Genomic DNA, 26578 nt, shown 5'->3' with positions numbered 1-26578 from the left:
TCCGCCGGACGCACGAACGCCCCGGTCGCCGTCCTCGCGGGCGGCGGCCGGGGCGTTCTCGTCGGTCAGAGGGCGAAGACGACCTTGCCCGAGCGCTGCGAGTCACGCGCCGTAGCGAAGGCCTCCTCGGCATCCGTCACCGCGAACTCGTGCGTCAACGCGCTCTCGATGCCGGGGGTGGATGCCAGCAGCTCCACCGCGCGGTCGATCTCGTCGAGGAAGCGGAACGCACCGAGGTAGCGCACCTCCTTCGAGATGAAGGGCGCGAGATTTACCGGACGCGGGTCGTCGGGCAGCATGCCGACCTGCACGACCGTGCCTCCGGGGCGCACGGCCTTCAACGCCGTCGAGATCGAGACGGGGACGCCCGAGCACTCCAGCACGACGGCGAAGGAGTTCGGCTCGACCGCCTCGGTCGACACGTCGATGGTCGCCGCAGCGCCCAGGGCCGTGGCGCGCTCGAGGGGCCCCGCGAGCACGTCGGTCGCGGTGACGCGCGCGCCGGCGGCCACCGCGGCGGCCACGGCCATCAGGCCGATAGGCCCTGAGCCGGTGACCAGCACCTCGCGGCCCGCGACGTCACCGGCCTTACTCAGCGCGTGCAGCGCGACGGCGAGGGGCTCGGCCAGCACGGCGCGGCGCACCGGCAGCCCCTCCGGCAGCACGCGCACCATGTCGGCCTCGACGATCAGGTACTCGGATGCCGCGCCCTGAGTGTGCGGCCAGGTCGAGGCGCTGCCGAGGTACGAACCGCCCGGCCACAGGTGCGGCGCGTTCTCGATACCCTCGCGCGGCGTGCCGAAGCGGGCGGGGTGCACCGTGACCGGCGTTCCCTCCGCGAGGGCGCCGGAGGGGTCGAGGTCGACTCGCCCCGAGAGCTCGTGGCCCGGGACGAGCGGCTCGCGCACCACGAAAGCGCCATTGGCTCCTTCGTAGTAGTAATGCAGGTCGGAGCCGCAGATGCCGACGTACTCCACGCGCAGGCGCACCTGGCCCTCGCCGGGCTCGGGCACGGCGACCTCGCGCACGTCGGCGGTGAGCGCCTTCTCGATCAGCAGGGATTTCATCGGTGTTCCTCTCCGCGGTCAGACGACCGCCGTCATCCCGCCGTCGACGAAGATGTTCTGCCCCGAGACGAAACTCGACGCGTCGGACGCGAGGAACAGCAGGGCTCCCCGCAGTTCGTCGAAGTCGCCCCATCGCGCGGCGGGCGTGCGCTGGGTCAGCCAGCGCGTGAACTCCGGATCGTCGACCAGGGCGCGGTTCATCTCGGTCGCGAAGTACCCCGGGCTCAGGGCGTTCACCTGGATGCCGAACCGGGCGAGGTCGGCGGCCATGCCGGCGGTCAGCTGTGCGACGCCGCCCTTGGTGGCCGAGTACGGCGCGATCGTCTGCCGCGCCAGGCGCGACTGCACCGAGGCGACGTTGACGACCTTGCCCGATCCGCGCGCGACCATCGCGGGCGTGACGAACCGGGAGACGTAGAACACGCCCGAGAGGTTCGCCGCGACGATGTCGTCCCAGTCGGAGACGGCGAACTCGTGGATCGGCGCCCGCCGCTGCACCCCGGCGTTGTTGACGAGGATGTCGGGCACGCCGACGTTCTCGAGCAGGTCGCCCACGGCGCTCTCCACCGCGGCGGCGTCGGTGACGTCGAACACCACCGCGTGCGCGGGGCGTCCGGACAGTTCCTCGGCCTCGGCGCGCGCCTGCTCGACGGCGTCCGCATCGCGGCCGTGCACGATGACCCGCGCCCCGCCGCGTGCCAGCGTCGACGCCAGCGCGCGGCCCAGGCCCCGCGACGACCCCGTGACGAGGGCGAGGCGGTCGGAGACGTCGAACAGGTCGGCGTTCGAGCCGGTCACAGGAGCGCGCCGATGCCAAACACGAGAAGCGCGGCGAGGAAGCCCAGCACCGACTCGATCGCCTGCTGCACCGTCCACGTCTTCAGGGTGGTCTTGACGTCCATGCCCATGAGGCGGCCGACCAGCCAGAAGCCGGAGTCGTTGACGTGACCGGCGAACACGGAGCCCGCGGCGGTGGCGAGCGTGATGGCGACGACCTGCAGCGGCGAGAAGTCGCCCGCCATGACGGCCGGAGCGGCCAGGCCCGCGGCGGTGACGAGGGCGACCGTGGCCGAACCCTGCGCGAGACGCAGGATCACGGCGATGATGTAGGCCGCGACGATGACGGGTAGACCCAGGTCGCCGAGGCTGTCGGCCAGGGCGTCGCCGATGCCCGAGGCGCGCAGGACCGCACCGAACATGCCGCCGGCGCCGGTGATGAGGATCACCGAGCAGACGGGGCCGAGGGCCGAGTCGACGACCTTCTCGAGCGCGGTGCCGTTCTCGCCGCGGCGGAAGCCGAAGACGACGGTCGCGACGAGCACGGTGATGAGGAGGGCGACGGGCGAGTTGCCGAGCAGGATGAGCACCTGGACGAACGTGTTGTCCGTCGGGACGACGCCGGCGGCGCCGAGGGTCGTCAGACCCGTGTTCAGGAAGATGAGCAGCATCGGCAGCAGCAGGACGGCGATGACCGTGAGCGGCTTGGGCGGGTTGGCCGGCTGGTCGGCGTCGACGTCGCCGAACAGGGCCGGGACCGGCAGCACGATGCGACGCGCGATGAACTTGCCCCACAGGTAGCCCGAGAGGTACCAGATCGGGAAGGCGATGATGAGACCGACGATCAGGACGAGGCCGAGGTTGGCGCCATAGAGGCCGCTCGCGGTGACCGGGCCCGGGTGCGGCGGCAGGAACACGTGCATCACCGAGAAGGCGGCGGCGGCCGGCAGGCCGAACAGGAGCACGTTGTTGCCCGAGACGCGGCGCGCGATCGCGAAGATGATCGGCAGCATCATGACGAGACCGGCGTCGAAGAACATCGGGAAGCCGAGGATGAGCGACACGATGCCGAGGGCGAAGGGCGCCCGCTTCTCACCGAAGATGCGCACGAAGGTCTCGGCGAGCGACTGCGCGCCACCCGAGTGCTCGATCAGCCGTCCGAGCATCGCGCCAAGCGCGACCAGCAGGGCGACCGTGCCGAGGGTTCCTCCGAACCCTCCGGTCAAGGTGGTCACGATGGTCGACACGGGGATGCCGGCGACGAACGCCGTCACGAGCGACACGATGATGAGCGCGAGGAACGCGTGCACCTTCAGCCAGATGATGAGCACGAGGATGAGAGCGATCGCTCCCGCGGCGATGGCGAGCAGGGGCGCCGTGCCGAGTGTTTGGGTCCAGTCGTCCAAGAGATCTCCGTTGATTCAGGGTGGCGCGGCATCGGGCAAGCTGTGTGTCGACCCGCACCCACGGGTGAGTGAAGGAATCTTCACACAAAGATCGTATCTTTGACAAGGTAAGGTCGTACCTAACGACCTAAGGAGGGGTCATGGCGCGAGCGTCACACGGATCACTGCTGGACGCCCTCGGCATGCGCATCGTCGACGGAGAGCTCCCTGCGGGCCACGTCCTGACCCTCGCCACCCTCGAAGCCGAGTACGGCGTCTCCCGCACGGTCGTCCGCGAGGCCGTGCGCGTGCTGGAAGCGATGGGCATGCTCCAACAGCGCCGGCGCGTCGGCATCACCGTCCGCCCGGCCGCCGACTGGAGCGCCCTGGACACCGCGCTGATCGGCTGGCAGCTCGCCGGCAAGCGCCGCGACCAGCTCATCGCGAACACCACGGAGCTGCGCGCCGCGATCGAACCCGTCGCCGCGCGACTGAGCGCCCGTCGGGCGACCGACCTGCAGCGCGGGGAGATCCTCCGCCTGGCCGAGGAGCTCGAACGCCTCGGCGCCGCCGGCCTCGGCAACTCGCCCGAGTACCTCGCGGCCGACATCGCCTTCCACGACCTGATCCTCGTCTCCAGCGGCAACCTCATGCTCGCCGCCGCACGCGCCCCGATCGCCGCCGCGATCGAGGGTCGCGCGATGCACGGCTTGACCCCCGGCATCCCGAACCCCGACGCGCTCGACAACCACGTCGCCACCGCCGTCGCGATCAGCCGGGCCGACGCCGACGCCGCCGAGGAGCACACGCGGCTCTACGTCGCCGCCGTGCTCACCGAAGTCCGCCGCTCCATCTGACCCCTCCCGACCGCCCCCTTCCCCCGACGAAGAGAGAAGCAATGACCGTCCCCGTCCTCGTGTTCATGGGCCCCGCCGGCACCGGCAAGTCCACCGTCGCCGGCATGCTCGCCGGTCGTCTCGGGTGGGACTTCCAGGAAGGCGACGACCTGCACCCGGCCGAGAACGTCGCGAAGATGGCATCCGGTCACGCCCTGAACGACGACGACCGCTGGCCCTGGCTCGACCGCGTCGCCGCGTGGATCGACGGGCAGGTCGCCGCCGGCCGCCCGGGCATCATCACCTGCTCGGCCCTCAAGCGCACCTACCGCGACGTGCTGCGCCGCGACGACGTCACCTTCGTGCTGCTCATGGGCGACCCGAAGCTCGTGCTCGACCGTCTGCTGCGCCGCCAGGGGCACTTCATGCCGCCCGCGCTGCTCACCTCGCAGTTCGAGACCCTGGAATTCCCGGATGCCGACGAGCAGGCCATCCACGTCGACCTCGACCTGACGCCGGGAGAGCAGGTGCAGGAGGTCGTCGACCGCCTCCACCTGGCATCCACCCCCTCCTGAAACACGCGCGGGCCGAGCCGATAAAGTGGCGGAGGCGGCCCGCGTGAGCCCGCCACCCCCTTCGCACCTGAATACGGAGCAACGCATGACGTCGACCACTCCCCCGACCGGACCTTCGACCGACCAGGATCAGGCCCCCCACCAGGCCGCTCAGGTGCACGAGGGTGCGCCCGGCATCGAAGAGGTGGACCGCCCCACCGCCGAGGCCGATTCGCGCCCCGCGGGCGAAGGCGACGGCCGCGCCAACATCGGCGTGGTGGGTCTGGCCGTCATGGGCTCGAATCTCGCCCGCAACCTCGCCAGCCGCGAGGGCAACACGGTCGCGATCTTCAACCGCAGCCAGGACAAGACCGAGCACGTGCTCGAGCAGCACCCCGAGGCGAACTTCGTCGCCTCGTTCTCGTACGAGGACTTCGCCGCGTCGCTGTCGAAGCCGCGTACCGCGATCATCATGGTCAAGGCCGGGCGTCCGACCGACTTCGTCATCGACGAGCTGGTGAAGGTGTTCGAGCCCGGCGACATCATCGTCGACGGCGGCAACGCCCTGTTCACCGACACCATCCGCCGCGAGAAGGCCGTGCGCGACACGGGCATCAACTTCGTCGGAATGGGCGTCTCGGGCGGCGAGGAGGGCGCGCTGCGCGGCCCCTCGATCATGCCGGGCGGTTCCGACGAGGCCTGGGCCACGCTCGGCCCGATCCTGAAGTCCATCGCCGCGGTCGCCGAGGGCGAGCCGTGCGTGACGCACGTCGGCCACGACGGTGCGGGTCACTTCGTGAAGATGGTGCACAACGGCATCGAGTACGCCGACATGCAGCTCATCGCCGAGGCGTACGACCTCATCCGTCGCGCCACCGGCAAGAGCCCGGCCGAGATCGCCGACGTGTTCGCCGAGTGGAACCGCGGCGAGCTGGAGTCGTACCTCATCGAGATCACGGCCGAGGTTTTGCGCCAGACCGACGCCGACACCGGCAAGCCGCTCGTCGACGTCATCCTCGACCAGGCCGGCGCCAAGGGCACTGGAGCCTGGACCGTGCAGACCGCCCTCGATCTGGGCGTTCCCGTCTCGGGTATCGCCGAGGCGACCTTCGCACGGTCGCTGTCGAGCCACCCCGAGCAGCGCGAGGTCTCGCGCGAGCTGCCCGGTCCCTCCGGCACCGACGTGCTCGCGGGCGAAGACGCCGACGCGTTCATCGAGCAGGTGCGTCTGGCGCTGTACGCGTCGAAGATCGTCGCCTACTCGCAGGGCTTCGACGAGATCCGCGCGGGAGCTGCGCAGTACGACTGGAACATCGACCTGGGCGCGGTGTCGAAGATCTGGCGGGGCGGCTGCATCATCCGCGCGCAGTTCCTCAACCGCATCGCTGAGGCCTACGACGCCGAGGCCGAACTGCCCGTGCTGCTGACCGCCCCGTACTTCGTCGAGGCCCTCGGCCGCGCCCAGGACGCGTGGCGCCACATCGTCTCGCTGTCGGCGGCGAGCGGCATCCCCGCTCCCGCGTTCAGCTCGTCGCTGGCGTACTACGACGGCCTGCGCGCCGATCGTCTGCCCGCCGCGCTGATCCAGGGCCAGCGCGACTTCTTCGGAGCGCACACCTACCGCCGCATCGACAAGGAGGGCACCTTCCACACCCTCTGGTCGGGCGACCGTACCGAGATCGAGGCGGAAGACACCCACTGACCATCGGTCGGTCGAGGCGGCGACGGGCACTGCTCGTCGCCGCCTCGTGCGTCTATGCCGCGGCGGTGTGGTGGATGACGCTGCGCCCCTCGATCTACGACGACCGCGTGGGTGGCATCCTGCAGCACGTGTTCCGCGCGCTGGCGTCGTGGCCCGGCACGGCGTGGATCACCTTCGACGCGGTCGAATTCAGCGCCAACGTGCTGCTGTTCGTCCCCCTGGGCATCTTGACCGTCGCGTGGAGAGGCCGATGGTGGCACGGCATCCTCCTCGGCCTGGTGACGAGCGTCGCGATCGAGACCACGCAGCTGCTGTTCCTGCCCACCCGGGTCGCCGACATGCGGGACGTGGTCGCGAACACGCTCGGAGCGGCCGTCGGCGTGGGGATCGGGGCCCTGCTCAGCCGTCGGATCGCCGGCTCACAGCATTCCCATAAGCCTCGCCATAGAAAGCTCATAGATACGAGCGCACAATGAGTTCCATGACCGCGACCGCCGCCGCCCCCGCCTTCACCCGCCCCGACGGGAGCGCGCTGCGCGTGCTCGTCGTCGACGACGAGCAGATGCTCACCGACCTGCTGTCGATGGCCCTGCGCATGGAGGGCTGGGAGGTGAAGACCGCCGGCTCGGGCTTCGACGCCCTGACGGCCGCGCGCGACTTCGAACCGGATGCCATGGTGCTCGACATCATGATGCCCGACCTCGACGGCATGGCCGTGCTGCAGCGTCTGCGCCACTCGGGCAACGACGTGCCCGTGCTCTTCCTCACCGCGAAGGATGCCGTGGCCGATCGCGTCGCGGGCCTCACCGCCGGGGGCGACGACTACGTCACCAAGCCCTTCAGCCTCGAGGAGGTCGTGGCGCGCCTGCGGGGACTCATGCGTCGTGCCGGTACCGCCCTGACACGCGACTCCGAGCCGATCCTGCGCGTGGGCGACCTGTCGCTGAACGAGGACAGCCACGAGGTCGTGCGGGGCGATCGCGAGATCGAACTGACCGCGACCGAGTTCGAGCTCCTGCGCTTCCTCATGCGCAACCAGCGCCGCGTGGTGTCGAAGGCCCAGATCCTCGACCGCGTGTGGAACTACGACTTCGGCGGACGCTCCAGCGTCGTCGAGCTCTACATCTCGTACCTGCGCAAGAAGATCGACGCGGGCAACGAGCCGCTCATCCACACGGTCCGCGGCGTCGGCTACATGATCAAAGCCCCCCAGTGACCCTGCCTCCCCGGCCGGCTCCCCCGGTCCCCCCTGCCGCGCCGGCTCCTTCCGCGCCCGCCGCCGAGACCCGGTTCCAGCGGTTACGGCGGCGACCCTGGACGCTGCAGGCGCGGCTGATGACGGCGGTCATCGGCATGGTGGCGTTCATCCTCGTGATGATCGGCATCTCCACGAGCGCGATCCTCAGCGGCGTCCTCTACGTCAACCTCGGGGCGCAGGTCGATGAGGCGGCCGCCTCCATCCAGCAGCGCACGATCTTCCAGAACTCCGCGGAACAGGTTCTGGCATCCGGGTTCTTCGATCCCGGCACGCTGCTGGTCATGAACTCGCGGGGTGCGGGGATCACCGGCGCCGTCGTGGGCGACGAGGGAGCCCGCGCCCTGTCGGCGGACGACCTGAGCCGCATCGCCGACAGCCTGCAGGCGGCGGAGGAGTCGAACGCCCAGACCGTTGAACTGCCCAACCTCGGCGAGTACCTGGTGCGCACCTTCCCCGCGCCCGGCGGCGACAGTCTCTTCCTGGTCGGCTTGCCCCTCTCCAGCGTCACGAGCACGATCGGCGCGATCCTCACGACCGTCGCCCTCGTCACCACCGGCGGCCTGCTGCTGCTCGGCGCGATCATCGCCATCGTCATCCGTCTCGGCCTCCGGCCCCTCCGCTCGGTCGCCGAGACCGCCACGCGCGTCGCGTCGCTGCGCATGGACCAGGGCGACGTGTCGATCACGGAACGCGTTCCGGCCGACCAGGTCGACGACCACACCGAGATCGGGCAGGTCGGCCTGGCCTTGAACACCCTCCTCGACCGCGTCGACGCCTCGCTGTCCGCCCGCCAACGCAACGAGGAGCTCATGCGCCGGTTCGTCGCCGACGCCAGTCACGAGCTGCGCACGCCCCTGGCATCCATCCGGGGTTTCTCGGAGCTGTCACTGCGCGCCATGCGTCAGGCCCAGGACGACGAGAGCCGGCAGCGCACCGCCCTCGCGGTCGAGACCACCGAGCAGTCGCTCGAGCGCATCCAGGCGCAGTCGCTGCGCATGACCACGCTCGTCGAAGACCTGCTGCTGCTGGCGCGGCTCGATGAAGGGCAGGAGCTCGTCTACGGCTCCGTCGACCTGACGCAGCTCGCCGTCGAAGCGGTGGGAGATGCCCGCCCGGCCGGTCCCGACCACTCGTGGAGCATCGACGTTCCCGACGAGCCGGTCGAGCTCGCCGGCGACGCGTCGCGCCTGCACCAGGTGGTCGCGAATCTGCTCGCCAACGCCCGCACGCACACGCCCGCCGGCAGTACGGTGACCGTGTCGGTCGCGCACGAGGGCGCCGAGGCGGTGCTGCGCGTGCATGACGACGGCCCCGGCATCGACCCCTCCGTCGCCTCGCAGCTGTTCGAGCGCTTCGCGCGGGCCGACCGCTCCCGCGACCGCAAGACCGGCGGCACGGGACTCGGCCTCTCGATCGCGCGCGCGATCGTCGACGCCCACAACGGCACCATCACCGTGCAGAGCTCTCCCGGCGACACGACGTTCGAGGTGCGCCTGCCCGCGAAGCCCGCCGATCCGGTGTGAGGGGTCAGGCGTAGCGTTTACATCAAAGTCCGGGGAATCGGGCCCGAAGATCAGTGAACGCTCGCCGGTAGCCGTCGCGTCCGCGGACGTAGGCCAGGCACACGACGACGGAAAGCACGGCGACTAAAGAATCCCGATCCGTGGAATACCACAGCGTGCGATTGGCCCATTCTTGCTGCGATTGAGAGCCCTCGCCGTCGACAGGCGAGGTCACTTCCGTCCGCCGAGGCTGCGACCATTCGAGGACGTCCCAGCTGTATCGGGGCTGATCGAACGGTTCGGGCGCCGGCTCTCCCCGGCGGAAGGTTTGCACCGCGGGCTCGTACATCGGCAGCATGCTCAGCCCTGCCACGTCAAGGCACTCCAGAGCTGCCCATGCGGCCACGCGGCGATGGAGGGGGTCGTCGGCCTCGGCTAAGGCGAACTCGAGGTCCACGTCGAGCTCCGTCAGCGCGCGCAGTGGCATCCCCGCATCGACCAGTGCCAGGAGGCGATCGTTCGGAACGCGGTCACCCCACCGCTCGCGGCCACGTGCCGTGCGCTCGGAGATCTCCGACAGGTCTTGCTCAGTCAACTCTTCCAGGGCCAGCGTGCGCCGGGATCGATGCCGGTAGGCGGCGTGCTCGCTGGTCTGCACGAGGATCTGGCCGGGAGCAGGCGCAGCAGGCCAGAACTGCAGGAGATACTGCTCGTCCCCATCGTCGCCGTGCTGTGCTTCATCCAGCCCCCGAGCGCAATACCGAACACGGTAGTCACCGCGCGGGAGCGGAAACCAGAATCCCGTGCTCATCAAGCCGGCGAGGTACGCCTCGTCGGATCCTGTTGCGAACGAGACCTCCACGACCTCGTCCCACACCGCATCCACCACGGGCTCGGACTCGTGCAACTCGATGCAGAACGGCACCTTGCCCGTGTGCGTTCCCGTGATCAGTTCGAGCACCCCGGGGACACCAGCGCCGCACAGTCCATTACTCTCATCGACCCAGGGCGCATCGAAGTCGCTCTCGCTCGCGTCCTCGTCGGTCGTGATCGTCGCCTGGCAGTGAGACACGTCGACGTTGGGTTCGTTCAGGAGGATTCGCACCCTCGGACACTATCGGCGACGCCGACGCCTCTGAGAACAGGACCGCTGACGAGCCGCCTCACGGCCCGGTCATAGGCCACCGCGAGGACGGCTGACGCGACCCCGGAGCTGCTGACGACGAGTGCACCCCTGGTCATCTTTTCTCGTCCGCGTCCCCTCGCATCCGAATCGCTCCCGGCGACGACGTTCGAGGTGCGCCTGCCCGCGAAGGTCGCCGGTTCGGTGTGACGCGTCAGGAGCAGCGCGTGCGGAGTTCGTGGCGCGCGCGTTCGAGGTCGCTCGGGACGCTGCCCGGCGGGGCGAGGACGTCGGGCTCGAGGGGACCGGCGTACACGCGGCCCGTGCGGTCGACGTCGTAGCTGGTGGTGAGCACGAGCCACGCCCCGTCACTCAGCTCGCGGACCTCATTACCGGTGGTCAATCCGGCGGTGGGAGCACCGACCCGCACGGTACGGGCCTGACCCGCGAAAGCGATTGCCACGATCTCGGCGGCGCTCGCAGTGGTCGTCGACGTGAGAAGCGCCACGGGAGTCTCGATCGAGAACCCGCCCGGCGTCTCGGTGCCCGGCCCTCCGGGGGTCGACACGACACCGCCGTTCTCCACGCGCGCCCAGGCCACCTCGCCCTCGCGCGAACGCAGACCCACCACGTCGCCATCGTCGAGGAGCGGTGCCGCGACGGCGAGCATGGGCCAGGCGTTGCCCCCGCCATTCGTGCGCAGGTCGACGATCCACCCGCACGTGGTGGCGGCGGCCGCCCGCTTCATCGCCGTGAGTCCGGCGGATCGATACTGCTCCTCGGCCTCGGCGGACTGCCCGTTGAATGACGGCAGCGTGACGCTCGAGATTCCTTCGAACGTCGACACCGACGGGACCGGGAACGTCGCCCCCGGTCGATCCACAGACCGCCCCGCGATCGCCTCGGCGGGAGTGAGGAAGAACGAATGGATCCCGCCCGCCGCCACCGCGAGCTCACGAAGGCCCGCGTGCGTGTCGCTGATCGTCTCCCGGGCCCTCAGCTCGCGCTCCGCTGCGTTCACGGCATCCTGGAACTCGGGGGTGTCGGCATGGATGCCGTCGCGCATTTCGGCGACGGCGCGGTCGACGTAGGCGGCCACGTCGTCCTTCGCCGCCGTGCACCCCGGCAGCAGGAGCACACCCAGGAGCGCGACAGCGGCCACGGCGCGCAGGCGGGACATCAGACCCCGCGACGCTCGAAGCGCGTCGACCCCGGCGCGAGGCCCGCGCGGACGCGTGCCGCCATCTCGACGTCGAGCACGTCGTCGATCTTCGAGAGCGGATGCCAGCCGAGGTCGGTCATCTCGCCGTCGACCGGCGTGGGCTCCCCCGATACCCACCGGCACGCGAAGACGAGATCGAGGTAGTCGGCCCGGTCTCCGTTGGCGTAGGTCACGCGCGGGATCTGGTGCACCCACGCGAGACGGTCGACGCCGATCTCGACGCCCGCCTCCTCGGCGGCCTCGCGCGCGGCGGCGTCGGCGGGCTCCTCGCCCGGATCGACGATCCCCGTGATCGGGGTGAGCCGGCCGTTGTCGCTGCGCCGACCCAGCAACACGTCGGTCCCGCGCACGATGACGGCGGTCACCCCGACGAGCGGGAGCGGCAGGGTGCCGACGCGTCGACGCAGGTCGAGAACGAAGTCCGGAGTGGGCACTGGCTCACTGTAACCGCTGGTCAGTACCCCGCGAACGCGTCGGTCGTGAGCGACTTGGCCTTCGCCAGCGCCGGTGCGAGCGCCGAGATGAGCCGCGGCGGGCCCGAGACGTAGGCCGCGCGCGAGGCGAGGTCGGGCACCGCCCGCAGGAGCGCTTCGGCATCCACGCGGTCGGGTCCCGCCCACGTCCACCCCGCCGGAAGGTCGTACGGCTCGTCACGCGAGAAGACCACGACGGGGATGCCGCTGGCCGCGATGTCGTCGCGGAACGCCAGCTCCGCCGCCTCCGACACGACGTACACGAGGACAGCGTCGCGGCGCTGACCCGTCGCGGCGAGGTGCCGCAGCTGCGAGATGAAGGGCGTCACGCCGATACCGGCGGCGACCATGAGCACGGGAGCCGTCGGCCGTGCGGGCAGCACGAAGTCGCCCCAGACGCCGGTCACCGCAAGCGTCGAGCCGTGCTCGATCGCGGCGAGGGCGCGCTTGTACGACGATTGCGACCCATCCTTGAAGGCGATGCGTACCTCGGGCAGGTCTTCGGGCGCCGAAGCGATCGAGAACTCGCGGCGCGTTCCGCGGCGGTCGGGCCGACGGTGCGGCACGTCGAGTTCGAGGTACTGGCCGGGCGCGAACGAGAACGGCCGGGCGGCGCGGAACGTGAGCTCGCGCACGGTGGGGGTGAGTTCGCGGCGCCGCTCGACGCGCAACCGCACGGCCGCGCGGAGGCAGAACAGGAACGCCACGAGGTTGCCCAGGAGCAACGCCCGCTCCTGACCGAGGGTGATCTCCCCCACCGCAAGCGGCCAGCCGGCCAGTGCCCCGACGATAACGGCCACGGCGAACTGCTGCGCCCGACGCGGGGGCAGCGTGAGCGGCTCCGACAACATGAAGGCGCCGAGGAACAGGAACGGAGACGAGAACGCCACCTGCAGCAGCACGGTCGGCACATCGACCGGGAATCCCGCCGCGGTGAACTGGACGGTCGTGCGCACGAAGGCCACGGCCATCGCCACGACCCAGAACGTCGCCACGATCGGCAGTTTGTCGGTGCGCAGCAGCAGGAGCACGCCCAGCACGAGCACGGGACCCGCGAGCCACGGCGACCCCACCCACCAGGCCGACGAGCCGAGATCGGGCGCCCAGATGCTCACGATCGTCAGGACGGTGGCGCCGGTCGCGGCGGGGTTGAAGATGTGACGCCCCCGCCACGCGAGCAGGTACTTCGACGCGGATGCCACGACGCCCGCCAACGCGAGGCCGGCCAGGCCCAGCGGCTCGATGCTCGGCCGCAGCACGAACAGCAGGATCGCCGCCGTGATGAGCGAGGACTCGAGGCGACGCGGCACCCGGAGCACGCTCTGCGCGACGACGTCGGTCACGGCGCACGCGGCGACGAGCACGACGGCGCTGACGACGAGCTCGAGCGGACCGGGAACGACGAGGCCGGCGAACGACAGCACGAGCGAGAAGAGCGCGAGCAGCCCCAGCGACGACAGGATCAGTCGGTACATCGAGACGCGCCCGATCAGCCCGAGCACGCGGGTGGAGCCGGCGGTGAGCGTGGTGCTCATGACAGGGGTCCCTTCCGAGGGGTGAAGAGGATCAGGCGAAGATCTCGCCGGGGAAACCGGGTGACCACTCGACGCGTCCGTCGGTGCTCATGCGCACCCACGCTGCATCCCAGGATGCCGCGAGCTCGGGCCCGCCGTCGAAGAACAAGGCTGTGGCCAGGGCGTCGGCCCGCATCGCGGTGTCGGCGAGCGCCCACGTCGCCGCGTAGGCGCGGACCGGGGCGCCGGTGCGCGCGTCCAGGACGTGGTGCAATCCGTCGCCCCAGGCGCGGCGGTTGATCGCCGAGGCGCACAGGGCGGCGTTCTGTACCGAGACGACGCCGATCGCGCGCGTGGGGTCGTAGGGGTGCTCGAGACCGACGCGCACGGACGTGCCCCGCACGGCGAGGTCGCCCGAGGCGTCGACGATGAGATCGCCGTCGAGGTACTCCGCGAGGACGTCGGCGACCAGGTCGACGAGGCGTCCCTTCCCGAGAGCGCCGACGTCGATCGTGGCGGGAGATGCGAGCCTCAACGCGCCGTCCGACCACGACAGGCGGTCGCGCCACGTGGCGACCGGTTCGGGCGCGCCCGCCGGCGTCAGGCTCAGCCGTGCGTCGTAACCCAGGCGGGCGAGGGCGTCGCCGACCAGCGGGTTGATCGCCCCGGCCGTCGCGACGTCGAGGTCGTCGTAGAGCGAGAGCATGGCATCCGCGTCATCGGGAAGGGCGACGGATGCCGTGCGCCCCTCCGCGAGGGCGGTGACCACCGAATCCTCGCGGAAACGGGACCACTCGTGGTCGAACCGCTCGATCACGGCGGCCACCGCGTCGCGGGCGATCGGCGGCACGGGTGCGGCCGAGTCGATCGCCCACGACGTGCCGATCGCGTCGAAGGTCCAGGTGGATCCCGTCGCGGTCGGAGTGCTCATGTCGGTCAGGCCTTCGCCTCGGTCTTGATGGCGTCGACGGCCTTGTTGAAGCCGCCACTGGTCAGCGAGGATCCCGCGACCTTGCTCACGGAGATCTCGTCGAGCTTCTTGCCGACGACCTCGTCCTGGATGCCGCCGATGAACTCGCTCTGGTACCGCTTGGATTCCGCCGCCTGCGGGTCACCGGTCACCTCGACGGCCGTGACGGTGTCGCCGGCGATCGTGAGGGTCACGTCGATCGTCTCGACGCTCTCGGGGGTCGCGTACTGCCCCGTGGCCTCGTAGGTGCCGTCGGTGTAGGTACCCGTCGAGGAGGAGCCGCTGCCGGTTGCGGCGCTCGCCTCCGCGCTCGCGCTGGGCGTCGACGAGGCGGCGGGAGCGGCCGCGGACTCGGCGGGCGCGGCGGCATCGGTGGTGCCGCCGGAGCACCCGGCCAGGGTCACGATGCCGGCCACGCCGAGCAGGGCGGTGCCGATGCGGACGGGACGGGGTACGGCTGTGGTGCGGATCAAGAGGGTCCTCCTTCGGTCGTGCCTCGCGGCGCGTTCGTGCTCACGGTAGGGACACGACCTTCACCGCTCCCCGGTTCACACCTTTGCGCGAGCTATGAGCGCGAGAGGTGCGCGCATCGCCCGGGAGGTCCCGGAGCCCGGCGCGGGGCCGGTGGCTTCGACAGGCTCAGCCACCTCGCGCGACCCGAAGCACGCGCCCGGTGCAGAGGTCCCTGAGCCCGTCGAAGGGACCGGTGGCTTCGGCAAGCTCAGCCCCCTCGCAGGGGGAGACGGGCGCAGCCGCCTCCCGGCGGGGAGACGGCTGCGTCGTGAAGGGACGGGCGCTTACGCGTCTCCGCCGAACATGCTCGTGACCGAGCCGTCCTCGAAGACCTCGTGAATGGCGCGGGCCAGCAGCGGAGCGATCGGCAGCACCGTGAGGCGGTCGAAACGCCGCTCGGCGGGCATCGGAACGGTGTCGGTGACCACGACCTCGTCGATCGCGGCATCCTGAAGCCGTTCCGTGGCGGGGTCGCTGAAGATCGCGTGGGTCGCGGCCACGATGACCTTGCGCGCACCGGAAGCCTTGAGGGCCTGCGCGGCCTTCTGGATGGTGCCGCCGGTGTCGATCATGTCGTCGACGAGGAGGCAGGTGCGGCCCTTCACGTCACCGACGATCTCGTGCACCGAGACCTGGTTGGCGACCTTCGGGTCGCGACGCTTGTGGATGATCGCGAGGGGGGCGCCCAGGCTGTCGGACCAGGTGTCGGCGACGCGCACGCGGCCCATGTCGGGCGACACGACGGTGAGGGTCTCGCGGTCTTCACCGGTGAGGCCCTGCTCGAAGTGCTCGAGCAGCACGGGCTTGGCGAAGAGGTGGTCGACCGGGCCGTCGAAGAAGCCCTGGATCTGCGCCGCGTGCAGGTCGACGCTCATGATGCGGTCGGCGCCCGCGGTCTTGAGCAGGTCGGCGACCAGGCGGGCGCTGATCGGCTCGCGCCCGCGGCCCTTCTTGTCTTGCCGCGAGTACGGGAAGTACGGCGCCACGACGGTGATGCGCTTGGCCGACGCGCGCTTGAGCGCGTCGAGCATGATGAGCAGCTCCATGAGCCACTCGTTGACCGGGGGCCCGAACGACTGCACGACGAACACGTCGCAGCCACGGATCGACACCTCGAAACGGGTGTAGATCTCGCCCGAGGCGAAGGTGCGGTGCTCGGTGGGGGCGAGCTCGGTGCCGAGGTGCTCGGCCACCTGCTTCGCCAATTCGGGGTGCGACCGGCCGGAGGCGACGACGAGTCGCTTCTTGGTCTTGGCGACGAGCCCGGGGGCGATGCCGTTGTCGCGGTCGAGGTCTACACGATTCTTCTTACGAGCCATCGGCCGCTTCCTGTTCAGCCCGAGCCCGCGCGGCCACGTCGGCCGCCGCGGTGCCCGGTCGGTTCTTCTCGACCCACCCCTCGATGTTGCGCTGGGGGGACACGCTGAGCGCCAGAGCACCGGCCGGAACGTCCTTGCGGATCACCGCACCGGCACCCGTCTTGGCACCGGCTCCAATCGTAACCGGCGCCACGAAGACGTTGTGCGACCCGCTGTGCACTTCGTCGCCGATCACGGTGCGGTGCTTGGCGAGGTCGTCGTAGTTCGCGGTGATCGTGCCCGCACCGAGGTTGACGCCGCGGCCGATCTCGGTGTCGCCGATGTACGACAGGTGCGGGACCTTGCTGCCCTCGCCGATCGAGGAGTTCTTGACCTCGACGAAGGTGCCGACCTTGCCCCGGACGCCCACGCGCGCGTTGGGACGGAGGTACGCGAAGGGACCGACGGTGGCCCCGGCCTCGACGACCGCGAGGGTGCCGTCGGTGCGGGTGATGGTGGCGTCTTCGCCGACCTCGCAGTCGAGCAGGCTGGTGTCGGGGCCGATGGTCGCCCCCGAGGCGATGACCGTCGCCCCGCGCACGTGCGTGTTGGGCAGGATCGTCACGTCGGGAGCGAGGGTCGCGGTCACGTCGATCCACGTCGTGGCCGGGTCGACGACGGTGACGCCCTCGAGCTGCCACCGGCGCACCGTGCGGGCGTTGAGCGTGCGGCCCGCCTCCGACAGCTGCACCCGATCGTTCACGCCGAGCGCGGCCGCCGCATCGGAGGTGACGGATGCCGCGACGCCGAGCTGCGCGTCGCGCAGGAGTCCGATGACGTCGGTGAGGTACTTCTCGCCCTGCGCGTTCGCCGTCCCCACCAGCGCGAGCTGCTCGCGCAGGGGCGCTGCGCGGAAGACGTAGACGCCCACGTTGATCTCGCCGACCGCGGCCTCGTCGGCCGTGGCATCCTTCTGCTCCACGATCCGGCGCACGGCGTCGAACTCGTCGCGCAGGATGCGGCCGTAGCCGAAGGGCTCGTCGACGCGCGCGCTGAGGAGGGTCACTGCCGTCCCGCCGGTGCGGTGGGTCGCGAGGAGTTCGGTGAGCGTGCCGGTCTCCAGCAGCGGCACGTCGGCGCTGAGCACCAGGACATCGCCGTCGAAGCCGTCGAGCGCGTCCAGGGCGGTCTCGACCGCGCGACCGGTGCCGGGAACGTCGTCCTGATCGACGATCACGACGCCCGGCGCCAGTTCCGCCACGGTCTCGGCGACGAGCTCGCGCTCGTGGCGCACGACCACGACGATGCGCGCGGGATCGAGGGATGCCGCGGTGTCGAGCACGTGGCCCACCAGGGGGCGACCACCCACCGGATGCAGCACCTTCGGGAGACGGGAGCGCATGCGCGTGCCCTGACCCGCAGCGAGGACGACGATGGCCAACTCGGTCGGTGATGTCATGCTCCGCCGCCAGGATTCGAACCTGGACCTAACAGCTCCAAAGGCTGTCGTGCTGCCGTTACACCACGGCGGACCGTGCCCGCGGGCACCGGTCAAGTCTGCCAGACACCACCCCTCGCGAGGGCCCGCCGGATGACGAACGCCATAATGAGACCGTGACCCGGGACAGCGACGAAGTCGACCGCATCGTCGATGCGTGGATGCGCCAGCGCCCCGACCTCGACTTCTCGCCCCTCGAGGTGCTCTCGCGCGTCGCACGGCTCTCTCGGCATCTCGACATCGCCCGCAAGGAGGCCTTCCGGCGCAGCGACATCGAGTCGTGGGAGTGGGACGTGCTCTCGGCCCTGCGGCGCGCGGGCGAGCCGTACCAGCTGAGTCCGAAGCAGCTTCTGCAGCAGACGCTCGTGTCGAGTGGCACCATGACCAATCGCATCGACCGGCTCGTCGCCCGCCGATTCGTGCGGCGCGAGGCGGACCCCGGTGACGGACGGAGCATCCTGGTGACCTTGACCGAAGACGGCCGCGTCCGGGTGGATGCCGCCATCACGCGCCTCGTCGACGCCGAGGCGCTCCTGCTGGAGAGCCTGGCCAAGAACGACCGCGAGCGACTCGCGACGCTGCTGCGCAAGCTCAGCCTGGGGTTCGACGCGTGAGCGCGCCCGCCGAGTCCCCGTCGCGGTGGGCGCGCGTGCGCGCGTGGTTCGACGTGCGCTTCCGCTCCCCCGCCGCGATCTACGGCCTGATCGTGTTCGCCGCCTTCGTGACGATCGCCGACGACCACGCCGAGTCGGTGTGGGAGGTGCTGCTGAGCGCGTCGACCTCGCTCGTCGTCTTCTTCATCGCCCACGTCTTCGCCCACACCCTCACCGAGCACGCCGACCACGGCCTCCGGCATGCCACGCGCGAGGGCATGCGCCACGGCGCCGGCATGCTCTACGCCTCCGTGCCGTCGGTGCTCGTGCTCGTGTACGCCGGGATCACCGGCATGTCGATCGACGACGCCTCCGACCTGTCGATGTGGTCGACGTTCCTCGTGCTGTTCCTGCTCGGGTACAGCGCCTACCGACGCCGGGGCGCCCGGCTCTTCGGACGGCTCGTCGGCGGGTTCGCGACCGCATGCCTCGGCGTGTTCATCGCGATCCTCGAGTACGCGATCCACTGACCCCGGAGGTCCTGCCCGCACACCGGTCGATCGTCACGGGACGCGACGCGGGTGCCGTGTACGGCTCGCGCGATCGTCCGGGCGGTGTTCGCCGTCGACGGCCGCGCGAGACGACCGCGGCATCCTCGTCAGGTGGCGCGTTTCCGCGCGGCACCGTAGACGAGGACTCCCTGAACCGCGACGAGGATGCCGAGGACGAACGTCGTCACCCCCGCGCCGATGGCGCCCGGAGAGGAGCCGACTGCGCCCAGCACGATGCCCAGTCCCGCGCCGACGAATCCGATCGCGAAGGCGAGGACCGTCAGCAGGGTGAGCGGACCCGTCGACGGCAGGGTGTCGCGACGTCCCGCGGCCACCCGGAGGGACAGTCCCCCGATGACGGCGCTGACGACGGCGAGGAGGAGACAGGCCACGGCCGGACCGACAGCCGAAGCCCCCACCAGGAACCACGCGACCGCCACCAGCACGAGGATCACCGCGAGGACCATCGCCAGGATCCCCGTCACTCGGGGACGCGTCGTCCGGATGACGTCCTCGGGAGGGGTGCTCGACGCACTCATCAGCTCGTCGCGATCTGCGGCCACTGCGTGATCCCCGCCTGCGCCGACGCGATGGTCGCACGAGCGCTGCCCGCGGCCACGTACAGGATCGCCACGCCCGCCCCTCCGGCGGCGAGGAAGGTCGCGATCCCGATCCCGATCAGCACGGGCGCCGCAGGCAGACCGACGATGGTCCCCGTCGCGACGGCGGCACCGGCCAGAGCGCCGAGCAGGGTGAGGACGGCGACGACGAGGCCGGCCCAGAACGCGATGATCGCGCCGGCGAGGCCGGTCATCGCGCCCGAGACGTTCTCGGCGTAGTCCGACAGGATCGACGAGTTCGCGCGGCGCTGCGGCTCCACCGATTGGCGGTACTGTTCGGCCGCGGAGCCCGTCCATCGATCGTCGACCGACAGGTTGAGATCGGTGATGGTGTCGTTGATGCGCGACACCTTCACGCCCATCTGCTTCCATCCGTCGGCCGCACCGTTCAGCATGAACGGGTTGCCGACGTTCGACAGGATCTCGGCGCACCAGTTCCAGAACTCGCCGAGTTTGGTGAGCATGGCGTTCCAGGCGTCCTGCACGCGGTCGGCGATGAAACCCATGACCGCGGGGAGGGCGGAAAGGGCCGCGTTGATCAGACGGGAGATCTCCTCGATCTTCTCGCGGATCTTCTGAAGAAGCTCGATGAAGCGCTCTGCGGGATTCATGCTCTACCTCGTGTTTCGTATCCGGGGGTCAGGAGACGGGCTGCCAGATGTCGTATAGACCCGACTGGGTCTCGTCCTCGTAGCGCTCGAAGTCCGCGCGCACGGCGCGCAGCGCATCGGCACCGGCGCGCGTCGCGGCGGCGCCCTGTTCGAGAAGGGTCATGACCTGCGTGCGGATCTGCTCGTAGCTGTCGGCGACGTCCAGCGCGGCGAACGAGAACGCCCCACGGTAGACGTCGATGCCCGACAGCTCCGTTCGTCCGGCCTCGATCGAGTCACCGGCGGCATCCCACAGGGATGCGTCCTTCGAGAGGGCCTCGTAAGCCAGGGAGATGTCACTCATCGTCAGTCCTTTCCGCGGAGGAAGTTCTCGAACGCCTCCGGATCATCTACGAACCGCTGGTATTTCGCGAGGGGCGTGCCGTCGAGCAGTCCCCCTGTGGCACGGAGCGCCGTGTCGGCGCGCGCGCGGGAGATCGCCTCGTTCAGCTCGCGCGAGATGTCGCCACCCGTCGCGCGAGAGAGCCACTCGGGCGACATCTCGAGCGCGAGGAGGTCTCCTGCGGGCGACACCCGCACCCGGACTCGCGCGCCGTCCGTCTCGATCGAGGTGCCGGTGCGACCGCGGCGGACGGCCTCGTCGTAGGTGCTGTCGAAGTTGGAGACGATGTCGTCGAGCACGTCCAGCACGTTCTCGAGCACCTTGTTCGCCGCAGCGGTGGCCTCCGGTTCCGCGTCGAGCGCGGCCTTCATCCGCCCGGCCGCGGTCTGCGAGGTCGGTGGGACCGGTGTCGAGGCGTGTGGACGGTCCATGGCCTGGTCGAGCTGCACGGCCCACTCCGACAGACGCGCCTGGCTCAGGGCGCCGAACACGGACAGCACGCCGTCGGCGAGCTCGGTGGGAGCATAGACATCGCGCCAGCCATCACCGATGTCGACGGTGAGGAGCCCCTCCGGGCTGAGATCCAAGAAGATCATGCCGGAATCGTCGTTCGCCGACGCCGGGAGCGGCTGGGCCGCCGCATCCTCATAGGCGCGCGCCTCGCGCATGATGTCGTCGTGCAGCTCGTAGAAGCGCTCGGCATCGTCGGACATGCGTCTCCATCTCTGTGCTCGCCCCCCGAGCACAACAAGCCACGCTATCCACGTCCCGGGGGAAACTCCACCGATCGACACGGCTAGGGACGATACGCGAAGATCAGCCGATCGCCTCGGTGAGCTCGAACCAGCGCCCCTCCAGCTCGTCGCGCTCGGTCTCCATCGCGCTGATGCGCTCCATCTCCTTGCCGAGACCGACGTAGTCGGCCTGATCGTGGTCGGCGAGGGCGGCCTTGGCCCGGTCGATCTGCTGCTGCAGCTTCTCGATCTTGCGCTCGGCGGCCGAGGCCTCCTTCTGCGCCGCGCGCAGATCGGCGCCCTGCAGTCCCGCGGCGGTAGGCGAAGCACCGGATGCCGCGTCGCGCGAGGGCCCGGCGTCCTGCAGCGCCCGCAGGCGCAGGTACTCGTCGACTCCCCCGGGAAGGTGGCGGAGCTTGGCATCCAGGATCGCGTACTGCTGGTCGGTGACGCGCTCGAGGAAGTACCGGTCGTGCGAGACGACGATGAGCGTGCCCGACCACGAGTCGAGCAGGTCTTCCATGGCGGCCAGCATGTCGGTGTCGAGGTCGTTGGTGGGCTCGTCGAGGATCAGCACGTTGGGCTGGTCGAGGATGACGAGCAGCAGTTGCAGGCGCCGTTTCTGGCCGCCGGAGAGGTCTTTGACGGGCGTGGAGAGCTGCGCGCTCGAGAACCCGAGACGCTCGAGCAACTGCCCCGGGGTGAGCTCCTGCGCCTTCGATCCCGACCCGAAGGCGTAGGTCGTGCGCAGCCCCGCGATCACGACGCGAACGGGGTCGTTCAGGTGCTGATCGAGCTCGTCGAGACGCTGGGTGAGGGTCGCGACCTTCACGGTCTTCCCGCGCTTCACGCGGCCGCTCGTCGGTTCGAGCGAGCCGGTGACCAGGCTGAGCAGCGTCGACTTGCCGGCGCCGTTCACTCCGAGGATGCCGGTGCGCTCGCCCGGAGCGATGCGCCACTCGACATCCTTCAGCACCGTCTTGTCGCCGAACGCCACACCCGCGTCGAGAAGGTCGACGACGTCTTTGCCCAGGCGCGCGACCGCGAGCGACTGCAGGGCGACCTTGTCGCGGATCTCGGGGACGTCGGCGATCAGCTCGTTCGCCGCGTCGATGCGGAACTTCGGCTTCGACGTGCGCGCCGGAGCCCCGCGGCGCAGCCACGCGAGCTCCTTGCGCGCGAGGTTCTGCCGGCGCTGTTCGATGGATGCCGCCTGGCGGTCGCGTTCGACCCGCTGCAGGATGTACGCCGCGTATCCGCCCTCGAAGGGTTCGACGATGCGGTCGTGCACCTCCCAGGTCGCGGTGCAGATCTCGTCGAGGAACCACCGGTCGTGGGTGACGACCAGGAGCCCGCCCGCGGACGGGGCCCAACGCTTCTTCAGGTGACCGGCGAGCCAGGTGATGGCCTCGACGTCGAGATGGTTGGTGGGCTCGTCGAGGAAGAGCACGTCCCAGTCGCCCGAGAGCAGCTTCGCCAGGGCGACGCGGCGGCGCTGGCCACCGGAGAGGTCGCCGAGCCGCGCGTCCCACGGAAGGTCTCCGAGCAGGCCCGCGATCACGTCGCGCGTGCGCGCGTCACCCGCCCACTCGTGCTCGGGACGGTCGCCGACGACGGCGTGCCCGATCGTGTCGTCGTCGTCGAGCGTGTCCTGCTGGTCGAGCACCCCCACCGTGACGCCGCCGCGCACGGTCACGCGTCCGCCGTCGGGTTCGCGGATGCCGGCGAGCATGCCGAGCAGGCTCGACTTCCCGTCGCCGTTTCGACCGACGATGCCGATGCGGTCGCCCTCGTTCACGCCGAGCGAGACGGAGTCGAAGACGACCTTGGTCGGGTATTCCAGGTGCAGGGCTTCGCCCCCGAGCAGATGTGCCATATCCGTCCCAGGCTACGCGGTGCGCGGGATCCTGCCGGCCTCGAAGGACGAGACGGGAGAGCCCGCCCTCGATCCGCGGACGAGGAGGCGCCATCCGCCGGACCGCGAGAGGGCGGCATCCTGACGACTGGGCTGTCGGATGGCGGCCGGAATGTCGGGAGGACGCCGTCTCGCGAGGATACCGTCGGTGCCGCGTCAGCGGCGGAGCCGCCCGCACCCCCGGACGGCCCTCCCCCGGAACCACGACGGGGCCGCCCGGAACACCGGACGGCCCCGCTGCGCGGAGGGGTGGGCTCAGAAGCCGTTGGCGGCGAGCCACTCCTTGGCGATGTCGGCGGTCGACTCCTGGTCGACGGTCGACTTGACGTTCAGCTCGACGAGGCCCTCGGGGGTGAGCGCCGCACTGACCTTGTTCAGCACGTCGGACACCTCGGAGGCGATGCTCGAGTTGACGACCGGGACGACGTTCGACGCGAGGAACAGGCCCTTGGGGTCGGTCAGCGTGACGAGATCGTCGGTCTGGATGCGGGGGTCCGCCGTGTAGACGTTGGCGACCTGGATGGTGCCGGCGACGAGGTCGTCGACCGTGGTCTCACCGGTCGGCGAGAACTGCACGTTCACGCCGTAGGTCGACTGCAGTCCGGTCGGACCGTAGGGGCGCTCGGCGAGCTCGGCGTTGCCGCCCAGGGTGACGCCGGAGGTGACCTTGGCCAGGTCGGCGATGCTCGTGAGGCCGTTCGCCTCGGCGAACGCCGCGGTCACGGTGTACGAGTCCTGGTCGGTGGCCTCGGACTGGTCGAGCACCTCGAGGCCCTCGGGAAGCGCTTCCGGCAGGGCCGCGTACACGTCGTCCGCGGTGCGGGCCGTGGTCTCGGCGTCGAAGAACTGCAGGAGGTTACCGGTGTACTCGGGGAACACCGAGACGGTGCCGTCTTCGAGCAGCGGGATGTAGGCGTCGCGCTGGCCGATCTGGAACTGGCGCGTGACCGTCTTGCCGGCACCCTCGAGGGCCTGAGCGTAGATCTCGGCGATGATCTCGTTCGAGTAATACGCCTGCGAACCGACGACGATGGTGTCGGACGACGCGGAGGCGTCGCCGCCGCCGTTGCTGAGCGGGTCGCTCGAGCCGCCGCTGCAGCCGGCGAGGGCGACGGAGGCGACAGCGAGGCCGGCGAAGACGCCGAGGCCCTTCCGGGTTCGTGCTGTGAACATGGGTGCTCTCTTTTCTGGTGATGCGGGATTCGGGTGGGTCAGGAGGTCGCGGCCGGCGACGCGTGCGCACCGACGGCGATGGCCTCCGCGCGGCGCTGGCGCGCGGAGCGCCGCTGCGGCTGTGCGGAGCCGGCGGCGCGGATGCCGCGAGGGACGACGAGATGCTGCAGCAGGGCGAACAGCCCGTCGATGACGAGGGCGAGCACGGCGACGAGGATCGCGCCGCCGATCAGGATGTCGAAGCGCCGGAGCGGAATGGCGGCGATGATGTACTGCCCGAGCCCGCCGAGACCGATGTAGGCCGCGATCGTGACGGTCGCCAGCACCTGCAGGGTTGCGGCGCGGATACCGCCGACCAGCAACGGGAGTCCGAGCGGCACCTCGATGCGCCAGAGGATCTGCGATTCGGTCATGCCCATCGACCGGCCGGCGTCGATGACGCGGCGATCGATCGCCTCGAAGCCGGTGTAGGCCCCCGCGAGGAGCGAAGGGATCGCGAGCACGACGAAGGAGATGACCGCCGCCTCGGGCTTGTGCAGCACGCCGAGGAGCAGCGTCAGCAGGATCAGCAGGCCGAACGACGGGATCGCGCGCGCCGCCCCCGAGATCGCGACGGCGATCTCGCGTCCCTTGCCCGTATGGCCGATGTACCAGCCGAGCGGGATCGCGATGACGCCCGCGATGACGACGGCGATGAGGGTGTAGAGCAGCTGCACGCCGATCGCGAGCGGAATGGCGTCGAATCCGCGGCCGGGGTCGCCGGAGAAGATCCACCCGATGGCGTCGCCGAGGAGGTTCATGCGGCCACCGCCGTCCGGGTGCGTCGCGCCGACGGAACCGCCGCCCGCCGCGTCCACGGCATGAGCAGGCGTCCGGCGACCACGAGGAGCAGGTCGATGACCAGAGCGAGGACCACCACGGCGATGACGCCCGCGAACACCTCCGGGATGATGCGCCGCTGGAGGCCGTTGGTGAAGAGGTAGCCGATGTTCTGGATGCCGACCAGGATGCCGACCGTGGCCAGCGCGATCGTGCTGGCCGAGGCGACGCGCAGTCCCGCCAGCACGACGGGGCCGGCGAGCGGGAACTCCACGGCCCAGAAGCGCCGGAACGAGCCGTAGCCGATCGCCGTGGACGCCTGGCGGACTCCGGCATCCACCGAATCGAGCCCGTCGGCGACGGCCCGCACGAGGATCGCGACGGCGTAGATGGCCAGCGCGACGATTAGGTTCGTCTCGCTGACGATGCTGTACCAGCCCGTCACCACCGGGACGAGGATGAGCAGCGCGAGCGAGGGGATCGTGTACAGCAGACCGGTGATCGTGATGACACCACTGCGCACCAGGCGATACCGCCACGCGACCCAGCCGAGCGGGATGCTGATGACGAATCCGACCACCAGGGCGATCAGGCTCTGACGCAGGTGCACCAGCGTCAGTTGCCCGATGAGGTCGAGGTTGTTGCCGACCCAGTTCACGGGTGGGAATCCTCCACGAGCGCGCCCTGCGTGCGACCCTCGGCATCCACCACGACGGTGCCCGTCGGGGTCTGCTTCAGGTGCAGGGCCCGTTTGCCCTTGACCGCGCCGATGAAGCTCGCGACGAAGTCGCTCGCGGGGTTCTCGACGATCTCGCTGGGGGTGCCGACCTGGGCGATCTTGGCGCCCTTCTCGAGGATGACGACCTGGTCGCCCAGGAGGAACGCCTCGTCGATGTCGTGAGTGACGAAGACGATGGTCTTGCCGATCTCACTCTGCAGGCGCAGCAGCTCCTGCTGGAGCTCGTCTCGCACGATCGGGTCGACCGCGCCGAAGGGCTCGTCCATCAACAGGATGTTCGGGTCGGCGGCGAGACCACGGGCGACGCCCACGCGCTGCTGCTGACCACCCGAGAGCTGGCTCGGGTAGCGGTCGGCCATGGCGGTGTCGAGACCGACGGTCTTCATCAGCTCGAGCGCGCGCGTGCGCGCCGTCTTGCGGTTCTGCCCCTGCAGCACGGGGACCGTGGCGATGTTGTCGGCGACGGTGAAGTGCGGCAGAAGTCCGGAGTTCTGCATGACGTAGCCGATGCTGCGACGCAGCTGCACCGCGGGCTTTCCGCCGATGTCGTCGCCGTCGATCGAGATGGAGCCCGACGAGGGCTCCACCATGCGGTTGATCATGCGCAGCAGGGTCGTCTTCCCGCACCCGGAGGAGCCGACGAAGACGGTCGTCTTGCGCGAGGGGATGACGAGGTGGAAGTCGTCGACGGCGCGCGTGCCGTCGGGGAAGACCTTGGAGACGGCCGAGAACTCGATCATGCGTATCGC

Annotated in this window: 28 protein-coding genes and 1 tRNA gene; 8 read left to right on the top strand and 21 right to left on the bottom strand. The window is 70.2% G+C overall.

The annotated features are described in order from the left end of the window. Positions 1-65: 65 nt before the first annotated feature. Genes Q0818_RS16000 through Q0818_RS15990 form a run of 3 tightly spaced genes read right to left on the bottom strand, consistent with a single transcriptional unit; the run spans position 66 to position 3250 of the window. Positions 66-1067: a zinc-binding dehydrogenase gene (locus Q0818_RS16000; RefSeq protein WP_298877238.1), complete on the bottom strand. Its 1002-nt coding sequence runs from the start codon at positions 1065-1067 to the stop codon at positions 66-68. An 18-nt stretch (positions 1068-1085) separates the two neighbouring features. Next, on the bottom strand, positions 1086-1865 hold the full coding sequence (locus Q0818_RS15995; protein WP_298877235.1) for an SDR family oxidoreductase: 780 nt from the start codon (positions 1863-1865) through the stop codon (positions 1086-1088). Further along, a complete protein-coding gene (locus Q0818_RS15990) occupies positions 1862-3250 on the bottom strand; it encodes a GntP family permease (RefSeq protein ID WP_298877232.1) in 1389 nt (462 codons plus the stop codon). Before Q0818_RS15990 ends, Q0818_RS15995 begins: the two co-directional genes overlap by 4 nt. A 140-nt stretch (positions 3251-3390) precedes the next feature. Between Q0818_RS15990 and Q0818_RS15985 the strand changes: the two genes are divergently transcribed. The 6 genes from Q0818_RS15985 (at position 3391) to Q0818_RS15960 (ending at position 9102) form a co-directional block, all read left to right on the top strand. After that, positions 3391-4086, top strand: coding sequence for an FCD domain-containing protein (locus tag Q0818_RS15985; RefSeq protein ID WP_298877229.1), 696 nt, complete (start codon positions 3391-3393; stop codon positions 4084-4086). A 41-nt stretch (positions 4087-4127) separates the two neighbouring features. Beyond that, positions 4128-4640 (top strand): gluconokinase, encoded by a 513-nt coding sequence (locus Q0818_RS15980; protein ID WP_298877226.1) that lies wholly within the window; start codon positions 4128-4130, stop codon positions 4638-4640. 85 nt (positions 4641-4725) lie between these two features. Next, complete coding sequence (gene gndA / locus Q0818_RS15975) at positions 4726-6321, top strand: NADP-dependent phosphogluconate dehydrogenase (protein WP_298877223.1); 1596 nt, start codon at positions 4726-4728, stop codon at positions 6319-6321. Then, positions 6276-6797 carry a VanZ family protein gene (locus Q0818_RS15970; RefSeq protein ID WP_366943186.1) on the top strand — a complete coding sequence of 174 codons (522 nt, stop codon included), beginning with the start codon at positions 6276-6278 and terminating at the stop codon, positions 6795-6797. The genes gndA and Q0818_RS15970 overlap by 46 nt, the downstream gene beginning before the upstream one ends. Before the next feature lie 5 nt (positions 6798-6802). After that, entirely contained in the window at positions 6803-7537 is a 735-nt protein-coding gene (locus Q0818_RS15965) for a response regulator transcription factor (RefSeq protein ID WP_298877220.1), read from the top strand. Between the two features lie 119 nt (positions 7538-7656). Continuing rightward, on the top strand, positions 7657-9102 hold the full coding sequence (locus tag Q0818_RS15960) for a HAMP domain-containing sensor histidine kinase (RefSeq protein ID WP_298877216.1): 1446 nt from the start codon (positions 7657-7659) through the stop codon (positions 9100-9102). Between the two features lie 22 nt (positions 9103-9124). Here Q0818_RS15960 and Q0818_RS15955 read toward each other — a convergent pair whose 3' ends face one another. The 9 genes from Q0818_RS15955 to Q0818_RS15915 form a co-directional block, all read right to left on the bottom strand. After that, positions 9125-10186, bottom strand: a complete 1062-nt coding sequence (locus tag Q0818_RS15955) for a hypothetical protein (protein ID WP_298877213.1) — start codon at positions 10184-10186, stop codon at positions 9125-9127. 232 nt (positions 10187-10418) lie between these two features. Next, on the bottom strand, positions 10419-11384 hold the full coding sequence (locus Q0818_RS15950) for a S41 family peptidase (protein WP_298877210.1): 966 nt from the start codon (positions 11382-11384) through the stop codon (positions 10419-10421). Then, positions 11384-11860, bottom strand: coding sequence for an NUDIX domain-containing protein (locus Q0818_RS15945; RefSeq protein ID WP_298877207.1), 477 nt, complete (start codon positions 11858-11860; stop codon positions 11384-11386). Before Q0818_RS15945 ends, Q0818_RS15950 begins: the two co-directional genes overlap by 1 nt. Before the next feature lie 20 nt (positions 11861-11880). Continuing rightward, positions 11881-13434, bottom strand: coding sequence for an FAD-dependent oxidoreductase (locus Q0818_RS15940; RefSeq protein ID WP_298877205.1), 1554 nt, complete (start codon positions 13432-13434; stop codon positions 11881-11883). Between the two features lie 31 nt (positions 13435-13465). Then, positions 13466-14344, bottom strand: coding sequence for an FAD:protein FMN transferase (locus tag Q0818_RS15935; RefSeq protein ID WP_298877203.1), 879 nt, complete (start codon positions 14342-14344; stop codon positions 13466-13468). A 5-nt stretch (positions 14345-14349) separates the two neighbouring features. Next, entirely contained in the window at positions 14350-14856 is a 507-nt protein-coding gene (locus Q0818_RS15930) for a hypothetical protein (RefSeq protein WP_298877200.1), read from the bottom strand. Positions 14857-15180: 324 nt separating this feature from the next. Beyond that, positions 15181-16215 carry a ribose-phosphate diphosphokinase gene (locus tag Q0818_RS15925; protein ID WP_298877197.1) on the bottom strand — a complete coding sequence of 345 codons (1035 nt, stop codon included), beginning with the start codon at positions 16213-16215 and terminating at the stop codon, positions 15181-15183. Continuing rightward, positions 16205-17653: a bifunctional UDP-N-acetylglucosamine diphosphorylase/glucosamine-1-phosphate N-acetyltransferase GlmU gene (glmU, locus tag Q0818_RS15920; RefSeq protein ID WP_298877194.1), complete on the bottom strand. Its 1449-nt coding sequence runs from the start codon at positions 17651-17653 to the stop codon at positions 16205-16207. Before glmU ends, Q0818_RS15925 begins: the two co-directional genes overlap by 11 nt. A 1-nt stretch (position 17654) precedes the next feature. After that, positions 17655-17726 (bottom strand) — tRNA-Gln (locus tag Q0818_RS15915). Between the two features lie 82 nt (positions 17727-17808). On the opposite strand from Q0818_RS15915, the gene Q0818_RS15910 reads away from it, so the two are divergent. After that, positions 17809-18306, top strand: coding sequence for a MarR family transcriptional regulator (locus tag Q0818_RS15910; protein ID WP_298877191.1), 498 nt, complete (start codon positions 17809-17811; stop codon positions 18304-18306). Next, positions 18303-18815 carry a hypothetical protein gene (locus Q0818_RS15905; RefSeq protein ID WP_298877186.1) on the top strand — a complete coding sequence of 171 codons (513 nt, stop codon included), beginning with the start codon at positions 18303-18305 and terminating at the stop codon, positions 18813-18815. The genes Q0818_RS15910 and Q0818_RS15905 overlap by 4 nt, the downstream gene beginning before the upstream one ends. 128 nt (positions 18816-18943) lie before the next feature. On the opposite strand, the gene Q0818_RS15900 is transcribed toward Q0818_RS15905, so the two are convergent. The 9 genes from Q0818_RS15900 to Q0818_RS15860 all read right to left on the bottom strand — a co-directional run bounded on the left by Q0818_RS15900 (position 18944) and on the right by Q0818_RS15860 (position 26569). Further along, positions 18944-19399 (bottom strand): hypothetical protein, encoded by a 456-nt coding sequence (locus tag Q0818_RS15900; protein ID WP_298877183.1) that lies wholly within the window; start codon positions 19397-19399, stop codon positions 18944-18946. Further along, a complete protein-coding gene (locus Q0818_RS15895; RefSeq protein ID WP_298877180.1) occupies positions 19375-20067 on the bottom strand; it encodes a hypothetical protein in 693 nt (230 codons plus the stop codon). The genes Q0818_RS15900 and Q0818_RS15895 overlap by 25 nt, the downstream gene beginning before the upstream one ends. A gap of 28 nt (positions 20068-20095) precedes the next feature. Then, a complete protein-coding gene (locus Q0818_RS15890; RefSeq protein WP_298877177.1) occupies positions 20096-20410 on the bottom strand; it encodes a hypothetical protein in 315 nt (104 codons plus the stop codon). A 2-nt stretch (positions 20411-20412) separates the two neighbouring features. Further along, positions 20413-21162: a hypothetical protein gene (locus Q0818_RS15885; RefSeq protein WP_298877174.1), complete on the bottom strand. Its 750-nt coding sequence runs from the start codon at positions 21160-21162 to the stop codon at positions 20413-20415. Positions 21163-21265: 103 nt separating this feature from the next. Then, a complete protein-coding gene (locus Q0818_RS15880; protein WP_298877171.1) occupies positions 21266-23059 on the bottom strand; it encodes an ABC-F family ATP-binding cassette domain-containing protein in 1794 nt (597 codons plus the stop codon). 294 nt (positions 23060-23353) lie between these two features. Continuing rightward, positions 23354-24271, bottom strand: a complete 918-nt coding sequence (locus Q0818_RS15875) for an ABC transporter substrate-binding protein (RefSeq protein WP_298877168.1) — start codon at positions 24269-24271, stop codon at positions 23354-23356. Between the two features lie 38 nt (positions 24272-24309). Beyond that, positions 24310-25071 carry an ABC transporter permease gene (locus tag Q0818_RS15870; protein ID WP_298877165.1) on the bottom strand — a complete coding sequence of 254 codons (762 nt, stop codon included), beginning with the start codon at positions 25069-25071 and terminating at the stop codon, positions 24310-24312. Next, on the bottom strand, positions 25068-25748 hold the full coding sequence (locus Q0818_RS15865) for an ABC transporter permease (RefSeq protein ID WP_298877161.1): 681 nt from the start codon (positions 25746-25748) through the stop codon (positions 25068-25070). Before Q0818_RS15865 ends, Q0818_RS15870 begins: the two co-directional genes overlap by 4 nt. After that, positions 25745-26569 (bottom strand): ATP-binding cassette domain-containing protein, encoded by an 825-nt coding sequence (locus tag Q0818_RS15860; RefSeq protein ID WP_298877158.1) that lies wholly within the window; start codon positions 26567-26569, stop codon positions 25745-25747. The genes Q0818_RS15865 and Q0818_RS15860 overlap by 4 nt, the downstream gene beginning before the upstream one ends. Positions 26570-26578: the final 9 nt, after the last annotated feature.

This window comes from uncultured Microbacterium sp., from assembly GCF_947489255.1.
Taxonomy (GTDB): domain Bacteria; phylum Actinomycetota; class Actinomycetes; order Actinomycetales; family Microbacteriaceae; genus Microbacterium; species Microbacterium phycohabitans.
The sequence above is the reverse complement of the archived record's forward strand: the minus strand, read 5'-3'. Positions and strand labels throughout refer to the sequence as shown.